Source organism: Pseudarthrobacter sp. fls2-241-R2A-168 (assembly GCF_030209335.1).
In the GTDB taxonomy this organism is placed as follows: domain Bacteria; phylum Actinomycetota; class Actinomycetes; order Actinomycetales; family Micrococcaceae; genus Arthrobacter.
Window position 1 is genome coordinate 23,400 of sequence record NZ_JARVSG010000002.1, and the last position, 13,937, is coordinate 37,336.

The window sequence follows — 13,937 nt, forward strand, 5'->3', positions numbered from 1 at the left end:
CTGCTTTACTACGGGGAGGGGATGGCGGTGGTGGTGGGGTGAGCGATGTCGCTCGTGACACCGGTGAAGAGGGTGCCGAGCTGGCCGCCGAGGGTGCTGACAGCGACGATGATGACAACGGCGATCAGGGCGACCATGATGCCGTATTCAACGGCGGTGGCGCCCTTTTCTTCGTTGCGAAGGCGGATCATGAGGTTGGTGTAAAGAGAAAGCATTTTGTACTCCTGAGCGAGACGGATTGGCTGGCCCTGCACCAGCACTGATACGAAGTTAGCAACCAGAATTGGCCCTAAACCTGGATCTTGGAGCATCCTGCGCAAAGGCTTTCCGCGGTGTTCTTTTCCTGCGTTTTCGCTTGGTTTTTGCTGCGCCTACGCTGGGAATTGAATTCTCGTGGGCACACAAACGGACCCCCTCGGTTCTGGGTGCCGAGGGGGTCCGGTCTTTGGGGCGCCGAGTAGGCGCGAGAGGCATGGGACGGCTAGGGGATGCCTAGTGCCGTGGTGATGCCGGTAGAGAGAAAACCGAAAAAGGAGTTGAGCGCGACACCGAAGAGACCCACGCCGGCAACAATGACAATGGCAATGAAGCCGGCCAGAATGCTGTACTCAGTGGCAGTGGCGCCGCGTTCCTGGTTGTGGAAGGCGGTAAGTAATGCAGAAGCGCCTGCCAGAAGCCGCGTCAGATACTTCACGAATCCTCCTAGGAGAATGCTGCAACGATGTTCATGACTGCCGGCCCCAGCAAGATGATGAAGAGGGTCGGGAAGATGAAGAAGATGAGCGGAAAAAGGATCTTTACTGGAATCTTCATCGCATGTTCCTCCGCTCGCTGACGGCGCTTAAGTCGCATCTCGTGGGCCTGAACCTTCAGAACTTTAGCGATGGCAATGCCGTACGCGTCTGCCTGAACAATGGCCCGGATGAAAGATCGCAGGTCCGGGACATCAACACGGTCAGACATCGACAGGTAGGCCTCCTTCCGGGAACGTCCAACTTGCATATCCTGCAAAGTCCGGGTCATTTCGTCCGCGAGCGGCCCGCTTCCATTCTGCGCCGTGCGGGCCATCGCGGCCTCGAACCCCAAACCGGCCTGTACGGAAATCAGCATTTGATCCAGGGTGTTGGGCAGTTCCTGCCTGATCTTGGCCCTTCTTTTCTCGGCATTGGTTCGCACCAGGAGATCCGGCGCGAAGTAGCCGAACGCAATTGCGGCGAGGAGAATGGCAAAGCGAGCTGGTTCCGGGGACGCGAGGAAGAAGAACAATCCGAAGGCCGCTGCTCCCAGCGCCAACATCGGTTTGACCACCAGGAGGCGCTCCAGCGGCCACTCTTTCGGCCGCCCCACCGCCGCAAGCTGCTTGTCCAGCCAAGCGACGTAACCCACTGGAGTGATTTTGCGGGCGATGGCGCTCGCGTCTATAGACACGCCCTGCTGGGACGCGTTCCTGGCCCTTTGTCCCAAGTTTGCCTGGATGTTGCGAATGGCAACCCTGTCGACAGCGAACACGGACCAAACCAAATAAGAGATGGGAATAACGATTGCCAGCATCGCGCCTAGTGCTATCGGTGACATGTCATTGCTCCTAGTACTTAGGTTTGATCAGACGGCTGAGCCAGAAACCCCCGGCGGTCAGCATGACAGCGGCGGCCCCCAACATCAGATAACCGGGCACAGTGCTCGTAAAAGTCTTCGAGTACGAGGGATTGATAAAGATCAACGCGAAGAAGAGCACTACTGGAAGGCCCATGAGGACCGCGGCAGACATTTTGCCTTCAGCGCTCAAAGCCTTTACTTGCCGTCTAATTTGGTTGCGGTCTCGAATTGTCTCGCCAACATGATCCAATACCTCCGCCAAGTCTCCGCCCACTTCACGGTGAATCTCGATCGCTTGTGAGATCCAGGAGAAATCCTCGCTGCCAGTGCGCGCGGACACGTCCAGCATGGATTCGCCGAGGTCCCGGCCGATCCTGGTCTCGTTGACGATTCGGCTCAGCTCTTCGGACATCGGAGCGTCAGATTCGCGGGCCGAAGCATCAATGGCCCTAAGCAGGCTGTGGCCGGCACGCATGCTGCCGGTGAGCATCTGCAGAGTATCGGGCAACTGTTCGTCAAACTTGCTCTTGCGGCGTGATGTCAAGACGGTGAGATAGGCGAGCATGCCCCCGGGAACGATCGCGAACGCCAGGATTGCGAAGAAGAGGCCACCCAACATGAATGCCAAGACGGCGCCGACCAGTGAGCCGGCCCCCATCATCAAGAGGAAGTCGGCCGGCTGGGCCTTCAGCCCCGCACGCTCAAGCCGTTCCCGACTGACAAGGAAGTCATTCTTCCCTTTCAACTTCTTGTTGATCGCGCCGACAGCAGTATCGGTGAGAAGGGTTAGCTTGGAGGCGGCTGCCGCGACGTCCGGGCGGCGCCTCTCGATCGGAATCACGTGCTTGGATTTGAGGACCACGGTGAACAGGAGGATGACTGCCGCGAAAAGCAGCAGCACTCCCAACAGCATGGGTGCTACTGAGTCCTCTGGTACGGTCATCACCGGCTCCTGACTGCCTGGGCACCGAACACGGCGGGAGAAATCTTGATGCCAAGTTCCTCGAACCTGTCAGTGAACCGAGGACGGACTCCTGTGGGTATTGGCTTCCCCATGAAGCGACCGTTGGCATCGATGCCGGCAGAGTAATCGAAGACAAAAGCGTCTTGCAGTGTGACGATGTCCCCTTCCATCCCCTGTACCTCGGTCACGTGTGTTACTCGTCGGGATCCGTCCCTAAGCCGGGAGATATGCACGATGAGGTTTACCGCCGAAGCAATCTGCTCCCGAATAGCCCGTAGGGGAAGATCCATACCGGCCATCAGCACGAGAGTTTCCAAACGGGCTACAGCATCTCGCGGTGAATTGGCGTGAACAGTTGAGATCGAGCCGTCATGACCGGTGTTCATCGCTTGAAGCATGTCCAGCGACTCACCTCCACGGACTTCGCCGACGACGATCCGGTCAGGCCTCATACGCAACGAGTTGCGGACCAGGTCGCGAATGGAAACTTCGCCTTTCCCTTCAATGTTGGCCGGCCGGCTTTCAAGCCTGACGACGTGATCCTGTTGAAGCTGCAGCTCGACTGCGTCCTCAATAGTGACGATTCGGTCCGAAGCCGGGATGAAGGAGGACAGAACGTTCAACATGGTTGTTTTGCCTGTGCCGGTACCGCCGGAGACGATGATGTTCATCCTGGCCAGCACACATGCTCTGAGGAGCTCCGCCATCTCGGGGGACAAGCTTCCGAAACCAATGAGCTTCTCTACTGTGAGTGCTTCGCGCGAGAATTTCCTGATCGTCAAGGAAGCACCGTTCACAGCCAACGGCGGAATGATGGCGTTCACACGGGAACCGTCAGGGAGCCGGGCGTCTACCAGTGGCGATGATTCGTCAATACGGCGGCCAATGCGCGTGACGATGCGCTCGATGACCCGCCGCAGGGCGTCTTCGCTGGTGAACTTGGTATCTGTAAGGAACAGCTGGCCGTGGCGCTCCACGTAAATCTGGTCCGCCCGGTTCACCATAATTTCCGTGACGCTTGGATCGTCGAGATAGCGCTGCATGGGACCGTGACCGAGGACGTCGTCAATGATTTCGCGGGTCAGCCGCTGGCGTTCGCCCTGTGACAGGGGGACCTGTTCTTCATCGACGACTGCCCGCAGCTCATCCTTGACGAACTGATGAAGCTCAGTTTCTTCCAATGACGAGTCAGTGATCCTGGAGCCGAGCCGTTCATACAATGCCTGGCTCGCCCGCTCCTTAAGCCCAGCCAGCGCTTCACTCGCGCTTCCTTCTGTGAGCTGCACGTGTGTCGAAACCTGAGACTGTTCGGCCGCTTGCGCCTGCTGTAAAGCGCTCAGGGTAGCTGTCGGGGCCTGCGGGGCCGAGGAAATTGGCTCGCTCACTTCGGGCGAGTTGCTTCCATCGGAGCGCAGCCTGGCAAATCGGTTTGAGAGTGTCACTGCACTACCGCCCTTCGGTGGAGCTTCTTGCGGGGAGCTTCCCAGTTTGGTTTGAAGCGCTCGACCAGGTGCCGGAGGCCTTTGGCTGCAGCGTCACGGCTGCCGTCCTGCAGGAGAGGAACGCCCTTGTTTGTTGAAAACGGAACTGTCCGCGAACGGGGGAGCACGATGTCGACGGGAGCACCGATGGTGGCCTCTACGTCCTGAACGGTGAGGCCGGTCTTGCGGTCAGCCATATTGAGGACAACATGCCTGTTATCGGGGAGGAGGTCGAGCTCCGAGAGGATCTGGAATCCCGTCCTTAGGCCGCGGATGCTGGGAATGTCCATTCCGCAAACCCACACTGCATCTGTGGCCTGCTCGAGGGTTGCCAGGACGTGCTCGCCAAGACCTGGGGCCGTGTCCACTACTACATACTGGAATTCAGCCCGCAGTTGACGCAGGAGATGGCTTACGTGTTCCCCTGTAATTCGGTCCATCTCAATCGGGTTGCGAGGGGCGCACAATACGTAAATGTTTCCAGGGTGAAGAGACAGATACGTCTTGAGAACCATCGCGTCCTGGCTCGCTGCTCCCACTACGGCATCGGTGATAGTGAAATCGGGGTCAAGCATGAGGCCACTGGCGATGTCTCCAAACTGGAGATCGAGGTCCACCACCACTACGCTCATCGGAGCTATCTGGCCCAAACCGATGGCGAGGTTGCTGGCGATTGTGGTCTTGCCAACGCCACCCTTGGGTGACATGACCGCCACCACCCGGCCGCCTTCGGTAGTTGGACGCTCTGCAGTATTGGGGCTGAGCCCACGCCTGCGCCCCGCGGCTGCCAGGCTCGCCCGCTCTACCAAGGCGCGGACCTGATCCATATCTGCCGAAGGTGGGATGAGGTCCCGGATACCGGAGCGCATGGCATTCAAGGCCAGTTCGCCGTCGTCATCCGCGGCTAGCACGATGCTGATTTCCGGATACTGGAGGTCCATTACTGCGGCGAACTTGAGTGCCTCGTCCTGCGGTAGGCCAGGGCCCAGAATCAGTACCTCGGGCGGTTCACCAGCCTGCTGCCGAAGGATGTCGTCGGGAGATTCGGGCAGGTATGCGGCCTGGAAGAACTGCAGCGATCCGCTAAGCGGAGCAACAGAGGCCCGGACCTTCCGCTCGTAGTCAACGGACGGGGAGATCAATATGAAGCGGCTCATTTGAATACCTTTGTCTGATTGACAACTCCGTTGGTGCCCTCAGTGGCATCAGCCGGCTCCTTGGAGAGGTAGACCTTTCCGAACTCCGCTGCGTAAACCAGCTTCTCGGTGTCGACAGCGTCACGTGCGAAGGTGATCAGGTAGGCATCGCTGGAAGTTTGCGCGTCCTTGTTGGCGTTCAATGAACCAGTGGAGCTCGCTTGCGTGGCCTGCGCCTGTGTCTGGGCGGCGGCCCCCGAACTGAACTGGACAGCTGTCACGAGGACCTTATGGAAAGTCAGTTGCGTCCCGTTTTCGCCAGCGGCGCCAGCCATGGAAATGAAGATGCCCACCGTGTCACCGGCCTGGATCTTGCCACCTACCACTCGTTCAATTCCAAGGCGGAGGGTGATTTCCTGTAGTCCCGCAGGTACCGCAACCCGTGATGGCCCGAGGTACGCGTTTGCGTCGACCAAACGGCTGCTGAGCAGTTGCTCGCCGGGGACGAGTGCGACTGAGGTGACCATTGAACCTACGGCGCCCAGATCTTGGACGCCGTCAGCCGCGACGGCGGTGCGCGGCACCGGCTTTGTGGTGACGTACTGCGAGAGTTGACTGGCCGGCGTTCCCGCCGGCACTTCCTGTTTAACAACCAGGACGTCCTGAGTTTCCGTATTCGCCAGGGCGCGGCGGTCGGCGCCCTGAACGTAATTGAAAAGGAGTACAGTGCCTAGAACTGCTACAACCAGCGCGGCGATGCCTCCCAGTAGGCGTGCTTTCATTACTTTCCCCTTAGTTGGAACTACTTGATGAGTCGGATTTCCGAGGTGCCGAGGTCCTCGCCGCCCGGAATGTAGTTTCCGGAGCCAATGACCGTGTACTTGACGAATTGACCGATAACGCAGCGGTCGTTGCCGCCTGTGCAGGCCAGAGAACTTGTCATCCCGGGGTCGCTGCCGGTGTTCCGGAACTCGTAGACTCCGTTATTGCCGAATTTCCAGCCCCATATCTTGAAGGTGGCGTAACCAATGACATGGAAGGAGCCGCCCTGACCGGTACCTGAAGAAGTGTCGAAAACGGGAAACTCGACCTTGACTTCTCCCCCTGCCAGCAGCGTCGTCTTCCAGGTGCCAAGGATGGTGGCGCAGCCACTTGGAGGATTGTTACCGGGGTCGGAGCCCATGTCGTTGGTGCCCACTTGCGTATTGGCGACACAGGGCGAATCTTCATCAAGCCAGCCCCAACCACCTGGAATCTGTGTACCGGAGGGTCCCGTGCACGTTCCCCCGGGTTTGTAGGAAATTTTCTGGGCCTCTGCCGTCTGGCTCCCTGAGGCCAGGTTGTAGCAGTTGTCCGATAGAGCAAGAGGGAAACCAGAACCGCCACCAGGGGGACCCACAGCTGCCGTCGCCTGGGCTCCCACAGTTACGGGGCCGGCGTTGATGGCATTTGCAAAAAGGTTGGTCAGGAAACTGGATGAACCGTTCTTGGTTGACGTTGTCACTGTCACCTGGCCGGGGACGGAAAGGTCTACGGAGGCGGTGCTCGCGGCATCATTGGAGTTCGAGTTTGCCAATCCGTCAGCTAAGGCAGGAAGGCATGTGCCGTCTTTGCAACTTTTGGCGACAGCCAAGGCACCCGCGTCGGCCCCGTTCTGCAGCTGTGAGCGTTCAGCATAAATCTGGCCAACGTCAACTGCCATGGCGCCTGCGCCTATGAGAACAAGCATCATGACGGCGACTGTTACGCCCGCCGCTCCGCGCTCGCCTTCCGCGACCCTTGCCTTCTTAACTAGCCGCCACATTGCATGGCCCCTTTGCCTGTAACTGTGAGTGTGGATCCGAAGAAGCCTGTCAACGATGAGCCGTTGTACTTGACGGTCACAACGGCGGTCGATGCCGGCGTTGCTGCTGGGCAAGTCGCCGCGGTGTAGTCGAAAGTAAGTAGCGAAGAGTTGATAGAAGGAGCCCCGGCTTTGCCGGCGGCAGTTGCCTTTGTCGCGTCCTTGGTGATGGCCATGGTGCGGGCAGCCTCGCGGGATGCCTGAGTCACCGACACCTGGACGTTGTAGGCGTTGGAGAACTCGACGATCGCGATGATCAAAGCGATCAGGATCGGAGCAACAAGGGCGAATTCGACGGCTACTGCGCCTCGCTCGTCATGCTTCCGGGTTTTATGGCTGCGTTTCAACGGGTCCCCCTGGACGGTTGCAGCGTGGACTTTAAGTGCGGTGTGCCGCGCTGATAAGGCGCGGCACACCGGTTGGGACTGGGCTCTACCAGGTGCCTACGGTCATGGCAAGGCTACTGAAGAAGATTTGCAGATTTCCTCCGAAGAGGGTTACGCCAGCGACAATCACCAGTGCAATGAGACCTACCAACAGTGAGTATTCGGTCGCCGTGGCGCCCTTCTCGTTGGAGAACATCGCTCTGACTGTGATTGCAATTTGCTGGAATGCTGACTTGAAAGAAGACATGAGTCCGGCCTTTCTGATCCGACAGTTGGCTCTACCAGGTTCCGACCTTCATGGCGAGGCTGCTGAAGAAGGTCTGAAGGTTGCCGCCGAAGAGTGTTACGCCTGCGACGATTACGAGGGCGATGAGTCCCACGAGCAGTGAGTATTCGGTCGCCGTTGCGCCCTTTTCGGAGGAGAATCGATCCTTGATGCCGGCGACGAAAGCCATCATCGAGACCATGAGAGAAGTCATTGTATTTTCCTTAATTCGGTGAAATGGATTGAAATGATTTCAACGAATTTCCAGCTGCCCCCATAATTCCTTAGCGGCTGGACTTCGCTAAGAAGAGATTGTCAGTAGGGGTGCAGAGGCAACAATGCGTAGTGGTACTCGACTTTTTCAAAGCGCAGCAGAAGTACGTACTCGGAGGAGGGCAGTAGTACTCAGCAGGCGAGCTGAGTACACGGCTGACTACTTAGAGCGAGCGTTTGGCGCACTGGGCATAGGGGAAGCCCGGTCGTGGACGAGCTAAAGAAGTAAGAGGGTGACGGCCGCGGTAGCGCCCAGCATTGAGGGGCCGTGGGCCACCTCTGCCACTGTTTTTCGACCTTTTTTGTTGAGAAGTGCAGCAGTGACCAGGCCGTTGAGTATGAACCCGAGGAGGCCGCCATATAGCAGCTGACTCCAACCTAGGTACCCGAGGTAAAGGCCGATGGGCGCGGCAAGCTTCACGTCACCCATCCCGATGCTTCTTGGGGAAATTAGACCCAAAATGAGGTAGCTTCCGAACAAAATAACGGCACCAGCCAGTGCGCGCAGCAGATCGTCAGCATACCGATTAAGAATGGCTGGCGTTATAAACAGCAAGAGCCCGCCGGCTAGGAGCATTAGAACGAGTGGATTCGGCAGCAAGTGCAGTGAAATATCGATGCGGGCGAGCTGTACGCCGACTACTGCAAGGAATAGAAATGCGGGGAAGTCAAAAGCAATTCCCAAACGCAGTGCAAAAGCTAGGCATGAGATTCCGGTGACCGCCGCCGTCGTAATCCGCACTGGCGGGCCGGGAAGTCCGCCAAGTCTCGGAAGGCATTTGGCGATGAGGATCTCAGCTGCGGGGGAGAGCATCAAGCCTAGAAGGCCCGCCCCAAGGGCGAGGAGCCACTCGGAACCGACATTACCTGCTGCAAACACCGCGACCCCCTGCGTCCATGCCGGCGGGAGCTGAGACGCCGTCCGGCTACCCCATTTTGACCCTGAACGCCTTAACGCGCTAATCTTGGTAGTCGTTGTGCGTGTCCTATTCCGATGGTGCGTGCCCGCTTGAGAATCCGGTTGCAGGATGACTACTCAACGTGCACATTCGGAACCTCAGGATGACTGGTTACATAGAGCCCTCACCTCTGTTCCGGTAGCGCGCAGACAGTAGGTGCACGAGCTAGTGACACCTAAAAAAGAACGCCAGAACAAGAACGAGGCAAACACCGTGCGTACGTACACCCCGAAGCCCGGCGATATCAACCGCCAGTGGCACGTCATTGACGCCACAGACGTTGTCCTTGGTCGTCTTGCAAGCCAGACCGCAATCCTGCTGCGCGGCAAGCACAAGGCCACCTTTGCGTCCCACATGGACATGGGCGACTTCGTCATCATCATCAACGCTGAGAAGGTAGCCCTGACCGGCGCCAAGCTGGAGCAGAAGCGCGCATACCGCCACTCCGGCTACCCGGGCGGCCTGACCTCCGTCAACTACGCGGAGCTGCTGGAATCCAACCCGGTCCGCGCCGTGGAGAAGGCCATCAAGGGCATGCTCCCCAAGAACTCCCTCGCTGCCCAGCAGCTGGGCAAGCTGAAGGTGTACCGCGGTGCAGAGCACCCGCACGCCGCACAGCAGCCCAAGACTTTCGAAATCACCCAGGTCGCCCAGTAGTCCTGGCCACCAACAACTTATCTATACAAGGAGAATCGTGGCTCAGAACGAAGAGACCACCGAGGCCGTCGAGGCCGAGGAAACCCTGACCAGCTACACCTCTGAAAGCTCAGCTGCCGAAGCTGCGCCCAAGAAGGAGCGTCCGGCACTGACCGTTGCCGGTGCTGCAGTTGGCCGTCGCAAGGAAGCCGTTGCACGCGTTCGCGTTGTCCCCGGCTCCGGCAAGTGGACCATTAACGGCCGCGCGCTGGACAACTACTTCCCGAACAAGCTGCACCAGCAGGACGTCAACGAGCCCTTCAAGATCCTCGATCTCGAAGGCGCCTACGACGTCATCGCCCGCATCCACGGCGGCGGCATCTCCGGCCAGGCTGGCGCCCTGCGTCTGGGCATCGCCCGTTCGCTGAACGAGATCGACGTCGAGAACAACCGCGCCACCCTGAAGAAGGCCGGTTACCTCTCCCGTGACGCCCGCGTCATCGAGCGTAAGAAGGCCGGTCTCAAGAAGGCCCGCAAGGCTCAGCAGTACTCCAAGCGCTAAACCCGCTTGCACAGAAGCCCGCCCCGCCGTTTGGCGGGGCGGGCTTTTTAGTTAGGCGTTGGGTTACAAGTCCTTGAGCCGATATACGGTGGTAGTCCCAAGTACTTCTGGAGCATAATTCTCGCGAACCCAAGTTGAGATGGCAGTGACTGGAGCGCCAGGTGCTTGGACGTCGAGGAATGCCTCTTGCTGTACCAGATAACAAATGTCCCCTCTTGCGACCATACGCTTGAAGTCCTCGAGCGTTGGAGAAGGATCGCTTCCCGCGAAGCCCCCGATAGGCATCACAGGGCGCCCTGACTCCAATTGCAGTCGCGCAGCTGTTTGGCTCGCGTAGCTGGCTGCAGCCCACTTGCAGTGGCTGGCTTCTGTCAAAACGTCCACCACCCCAATTTCGGGGACTCGTCCGTAGGCAATGTCGTGCGCCCACGGTAGGTCGTTCTTGCGCAGTGAATTCAGAAGGTGACTGATGCTGCCCGGATTTTTTGACAACCCGCCAGAGAGAGGATTGGATCCGTTGAAACCCACAGTGACATTATGAATTGATGTCATGCCCTGCCCAAACAAGAGGCTAGCTCCCAGGAGTAGCGCAGCTACAGCTTCAACCTTGCGGTTGGGAGGCCGGATTGCGAGAGCAGACACAGAAGCGATGCCAGCACCCAGAACTATTGTTGGCAACCAGTCAGGCCACAATATTGTGCCCCCCATGATAAGCCATGAGGTCAGCAATCCTGTCAGTGCAACAGCTGCCCCGATAGCGCGAACCAGCCGTGAGCTGCGCGTCCGAGTAAAGGCTGCAAGAGCAATTCCTAGGACTAACGCCATCGCTGGCCCTAAAGCAGCAGTGTAGTACGTGTGAATTTGATTACCCATAAAACACAACAACAGGAATGTTGTCAGCAGCCACAGTCCCGACAGGAGAATAAGCGCACGGGTTGCACCCGTTTTGGCAATACTGCGCCAAGTAACGGCTAGCAGAACGAGGGCCAGAAGCGCTGCGAAAAGCAACCAACTTGCTTCCTGATTGTAATTTGCGTTTAGTAGCCTAAATATGCCCGCGTCGCTATCAACGCTACGGAACTGATCGGGAATTTGCTGGGTTGTCGGGTCTTGCTCACTCCCGGCGATGCGCTCGATGCCGTTATAGCCGAGAGTAAGCTGCAGAAAACTGTTCACCTTGGATCCACCCACATATGGGCGATGTTCGGGGGATACAAGATCAACTACAGTCATCCAAAGACCGCCCGTAACGGCCAAAGCGCATAGTCCGACAGATATCGTTCCCAGCCTGCTGAGGAGTCGTTGCGGACTATATAACAGGTAGGCAAGACCCAAGGCGGGCAGACCTAGTAGTCCCTGTAGCTGTTTCGTCATGAATGCCAAGCCGAGGAGCGCTCCGGCCATTACAAAGAAGCGTCCTTTCCCCGTCTCGATGCTTCTTAAGACAAACCAAACAGAGGAGGTCATCAATAGCAGCATCAGAGGATCGGGATTGTTGTAGCGGGACATAAGCGTGACGATAGGCGTTGTATAGAAGACGAATCCAGCAAACAGTGCGGCCGGTGTGCCGAAATGCTTTCGAATAATTTTGTAGATAAGCCACGTGGTAAGGACGCCCATGACGGCCTGGGGGATAACCACGGCTCCAGGGTTGAAACCGAACAGCCGAACGGATAGCCCCATTACCCATAGGCTGAGAGGCGGCTTGTCCACGCTGATGGAGTTGCCCCAATCCGAGGAACCGAAGAAAAAGGCCACCGGGTCCTTGCTCCCGGATTGAACCGCCGCGCTGTAATAGTAGTTTGCCCACCCGTTGATACCAATGTTGTAGACGTAAAGTACGGTATTCGACAGTAGAAGTAGTAATAACGCCAGACGTTCCCGCGCAGCAGAAGCCGGTGGTCCAGTGGGGCTGACTCCACCTGCCCAGGAAGGTTTCAACAACGAGGGTAGCCGGAGGCTACTGCCGGAGGTCGTAGATGCGGACGCCGTCAATGGTCTGCTCCTCGAAGTTGTCCTGCACCCATTTCGAAATGCTCATCGTCTCCGTGCTCAGCTCTGCCCTGTCTAAAAGATCTTGTTGCCAGATGAAATATCCAATCCTGCCATTTGACACCAGAGCCTTGAACTCAGAGGCCGTGGGCGTCGGATCTGTACCGAGCCAGCCGCCCACGGGAATTACAGGTCGCCCTGACTCAAGTTGATACAAAGCTGCGTTCTGCGCTGAGTACGTTGCCGCCGCCCATTCTGGTGCGCCGGCTTCACGAAGGAGGGTGACGACGCTAGGTGAGGGGGGTGCGCCAAATGCAGTCTGGGTGGCCCACGCGGGCGTGCCGGCTTTGACTCCGACCATGTGCCTTGAAATAGCCCTGGGATCATTGGCCACTGGTCCCGACTGTGGGTTCGTCCCCTTCTGCGAAGTGGAAATCGTATAGGCGTTGGCACCAATAGGCCCCAGGAGCAGAGTTGCCGCTACAAGAGCCAGCGAGAGTCGTTTGGACCCGTGCCCCTTGCTGAGGAACCATCCAGCCGCAGAGGCTGCACTACAACAGATCAGTAGAGCGCGGAACCAGTTCGGCCATTCATCGCTGTAAGAAAGGATCCTAACCGCCATGTACCCTGACGCCCCGATTAGCACTGCTCCGGTGAGACGGAGCACCCACCTTTCTCTGGAGCGCCATAGTACCGAGAGGCCGATGGGCACGACTAAAGAGATAGGGGCAGCAAGAGAGTAGGTGTAGTAGGTGTGAATCGCTGTTCCCATAAAGGAAAGTAATAGAAAGGCCGTGAAAAGCCATATGAGCGATAAGAGTGCGATCTGTTTTTGGCCCGGATCGAGGGACATCGCTCGATTGAGTGCCAAAAGGATGAGCCCGACAGCAATAGCTGAGAACAACAACCACGCTATTTCTGGAGCGAAGTTGCCGTCGAACATTCGAGGAAAGCCGCCATTGTATGGCGCCAGTTCGTCGTTACTTGAAGTCGGTCGGTCGCCGGCTACGGTGATTGGAACCTGAATGAAACGGCCAAGTCCGTTGTAGTCGAGAGTTAATTCGAGCGCGCTGTTGGTCCACGATCCCCCAATATATGGCCGTTGCGAAGGTGGTGTGAGTTCAACCGCCGCAATCCACGCCGCTGCAGTCATGACGAGAGTTGACGCTGCCAAGGCTATCCGGCGAAGACGTGCTCCAGCGCTTCCTTGCCCGAAGACAATGATGGTGGCGAATAAGGCAGGAATGACTACGAAGGCCTGAGCCTGTTTCGTCATGAAGCCTAGCCCCAGAAGGATCCCGACCGCCGCGAAGGAGATCATCCTCCAGCTGGACATTGCGCGTAATGAAACATAGACAGCAACGAGGGTAACCAGACCCATCAATGGCTCTGGGTTGTTGAACCTTGACATAAGGAAAACAACTGGCGTGGTGGCGTAAATTGCACCACCCAGAAGCGCAGGTGCAGGGCCATATCCCCGCCTGATAATGCGGTAGGTGAAATAGGTGCTTGCCACGCCCATGACAGCTTGGGGTGCCAGGATCGCCCACGAGTTCAGACCGAACAGCCTCACACTCAGCGCCATGATCCAGATGCTAAGTGGTGGTTTGTCAACCGTGATTAGGTTTCCCCATTCAAACGATCCGAAGAAGAACGCCTTCCAGTCTTTAGACCCCGCCTGCGCCGCAGCGGAGTAGTAGGGGTTTGCCCACCCATTGTTGTCCAGTGCCCAAAGGAAAGAAGCTGCCGTCGTGGTCAGGAGGACCAGTAGGCCAACCCGTTCCCAGCTAATGGTCCTCCGAGAACGGGTCCCAGGCCTGGGTGTGACGGTCACGGCGCTTGTA

16 protein-coding genes are annotated in these 13,937 nt (G+C 57.9%); 2 read left to right on the forward strand and 14 right to left on the reverse strand.

Going from position 1 to position 13,937, the window contains the following annotated elements; translation table 11 throughout:
* Positions 1-8 precede the first annotated feature (8 nt).
* The 12 genes from QRN11_RS00540 to QRN11_RS00595 all read right to left on the reverse strand — a co-directional run bounded on the left by QRN11_RS00540 (position 9) and on the right by QRN11_RS00595 (position 8,824).
* Positions 9-215, reverse strand: a complete 207-nt coding sequence (locus QRN11_RS00540) for a Flp family type IVb pilin (protein ID WP_091415107.1) — start codon at positions 213-215, stop codon at positions 9-11.
* Between the two features lie 266 nt (positions 216-481).
* A complete protein-coding gene (locus QRN11_RS00545) occupies positions 482-694 on the reverse strand; it encodes a Flp family type IVb pilin (protein ID WP_285249435.1) in 213 nt (70 codons plus the stop codon).
* Between the two features lie 8 nt (positions 695-702).
* Positions 703-1,575: a type II secretion system F family protein gene (locus tag QRN11_RS00550; protein ID WP_142057533.1), complete on the reverse strand. Its 873-nt coding sequence runs from the start codon at positions 1,573-1,575 to the stop codon at positions 703-705.
* Positions 1,576-1,585: 10 nt separating this feature from the next.
* Positions 1,586-2,539, reverse strand: a complete 954-nt coding sequence (locus QRN11_RS00555) for a type II secretion system F family protein (protein WP_091415111.1) — start codon at positions 2,537-2,539, stop codon at positions 1,586-1,588.
* Positions 2,539-3,900 (reverse strand): TadA family conjugal transfer-associated ATPase, encoded by a 1,362-nt coding sequence (locus tag QRN11_RS00560; protein WP_502686261.1) that lies wholly within the window; start codon positions 3,898-3,900, stop codon positions 2,539-2,541. The genes QRN11_RS00555 and QRN11_RS00560 overlap by 1 nt, the downstream gene beginning before the upstream one ends.
* Before the next feature lie 98 nt (positions 3,901-3,998).
* The gene (locus QRN11_RS00565) at positions 3,999-5,198 is read right to left on the reverse strand and encodes a CpaE/TadZ family protein (protein WP_285249437.1); all 1,200 of its coding nucleotides are present in this window, start codon (positions 5,196-5,198) and stop codon (positions 3,999-4,001) included.
* On the reverse strand, positions 5,195-5,959 hold the full coding sequence (gene cpaB / locus QRN11_RS00570; RefSeq protein ID WP_091415118.1) for a Flp pilus assembly protein CpaB: 765 nt from the start codon (positions 5,957-5,959) through the stop codon (positions 5,195-5,197). The genes QRN11_RS00565 and cpaB overlap by 4 nt, the downstream gene beginning before the upstream one ends.
* 20 nt (positions 5,960-5,979) lie before the next feature.
* Positions 5,980-6,981 carry a pilus assembly protein TadG-related protein gene (locus tag QRN11_RS00575; RefSeq protein WP_142057541.1) on the reverse strand — a complete coding sequence of 334 codons (1,002 nt, stop codon included), beginning with the start codon at positions 6,979-6,981 and terminating at the stop codon, positions 5,980-5,982.
* A complete protein-coding gene (locus tag QRN11_RS00580) occupies positions 6,969-7,367 on the reverse strand; it encodes a TadE/TadG family type IV pilus assembly protein (protein WP_285249438.1) in 399 nt (132 codons plus the stop codon). Before QRN11_RS00580 ends, QRN11_RS00575 begins: the two co-directional genes overlap by 13 nt.
* Before the next feature lie 85 nt (positions 7,368-7,452).
* A complete protein-coding gene (locus QRN11_RS00585; protein ID WP_285249439.1) occupies positions 7,453-7,653 on the reverse strand; it encodes a Flp family type IVb pilin in 201 nt (66 codons plus the stop codon).
* A gap of 31 nt (positions 7,654-7,684) precedes the next feature.
* Positions 7,685-7,885, reverse strand: coding sequence for a Flp family type IVb pilin (locus QRN11_RS00590; protein WP_285249440.1), 201 nt, complete (start codon positions 7,883-7,885; stop codon positions 7,685-7,687).
* Positions 7,886-8,161: 276 nt separating this feature from the next.
* Positions 8,162-8,824, reverse strand: coding sequence for a prepilin peptidase (locus QRN11_RS00595; protein ID WP_285249441.1), 663 nt, complete (start codon positions 8,822-8,824; stop codon positions 8,162-8,164).
* 292 nt (positions 8,825-9,116) lie between these two features.
* On the opposite strand from QRN11_RS00595, the gene rplM reads away from it, so the two are divergent.
* Together rplM and rpsI are read left to right on the forward strand one after the other, a co-directional pair.
* On the forward strand, positions 9,117-9,560 hold the full coding sequence (gene rplM / locus QRN11_RS00600; RefSeq protein ID WP_015937805.1) for a 50S ribosomal protein L13: 444 nt from the start codon (positions 9,117-9,119) through the stop codon (positions 9,558-9,560).
* A 37-nt stretch (positions 9,561-9,597) separates the two neighbouring features.
* Positions 9,598-10,101, forward strand: a complete 504-nt coding sequence (gene rpsI / locus QRN11_RS00605; protein ID WP_050054349.1) for a 30S ribosomal protein S9 — start codon at positions 9,598-9,600, stop codon at positions 10,099-10,101.
* 63 nt (positions 10,102-10,164) lie between these two features.
* Here rpsI and QRN11_RS00610 read toward each other — a convergent pair whose 3' ends face one another.
* Both QRN11_RS00610 and QRN11_RS00615 read right to left on the reverse strand, forming a co-directional pair.
* Entirely contained in the window at positions 10,165-12,042 is a 1,878-nt protein-coding gene (locus QRN11_RS00610) for an ArnT family glycosyltransferase (RefSeq protein ID WP_285249442.1), read from the reverse strand.
* Between the two features lie 19 nt (positions 12,043-12,061).
* Positions 12,062-13,927: an ArnT family glycosyltransferase gene (locus QRN11_RS00615; protein ID WP_285249443.1), complete on the reverse strand. Its 1,866-nt coding sequence runs from the start codon at positions 13,925-13,927 to the stop codon at positions 12,062-12,064.
* Between the last annotated feature and the right edge of the window lie 10 nt (positions 13,928-13,937).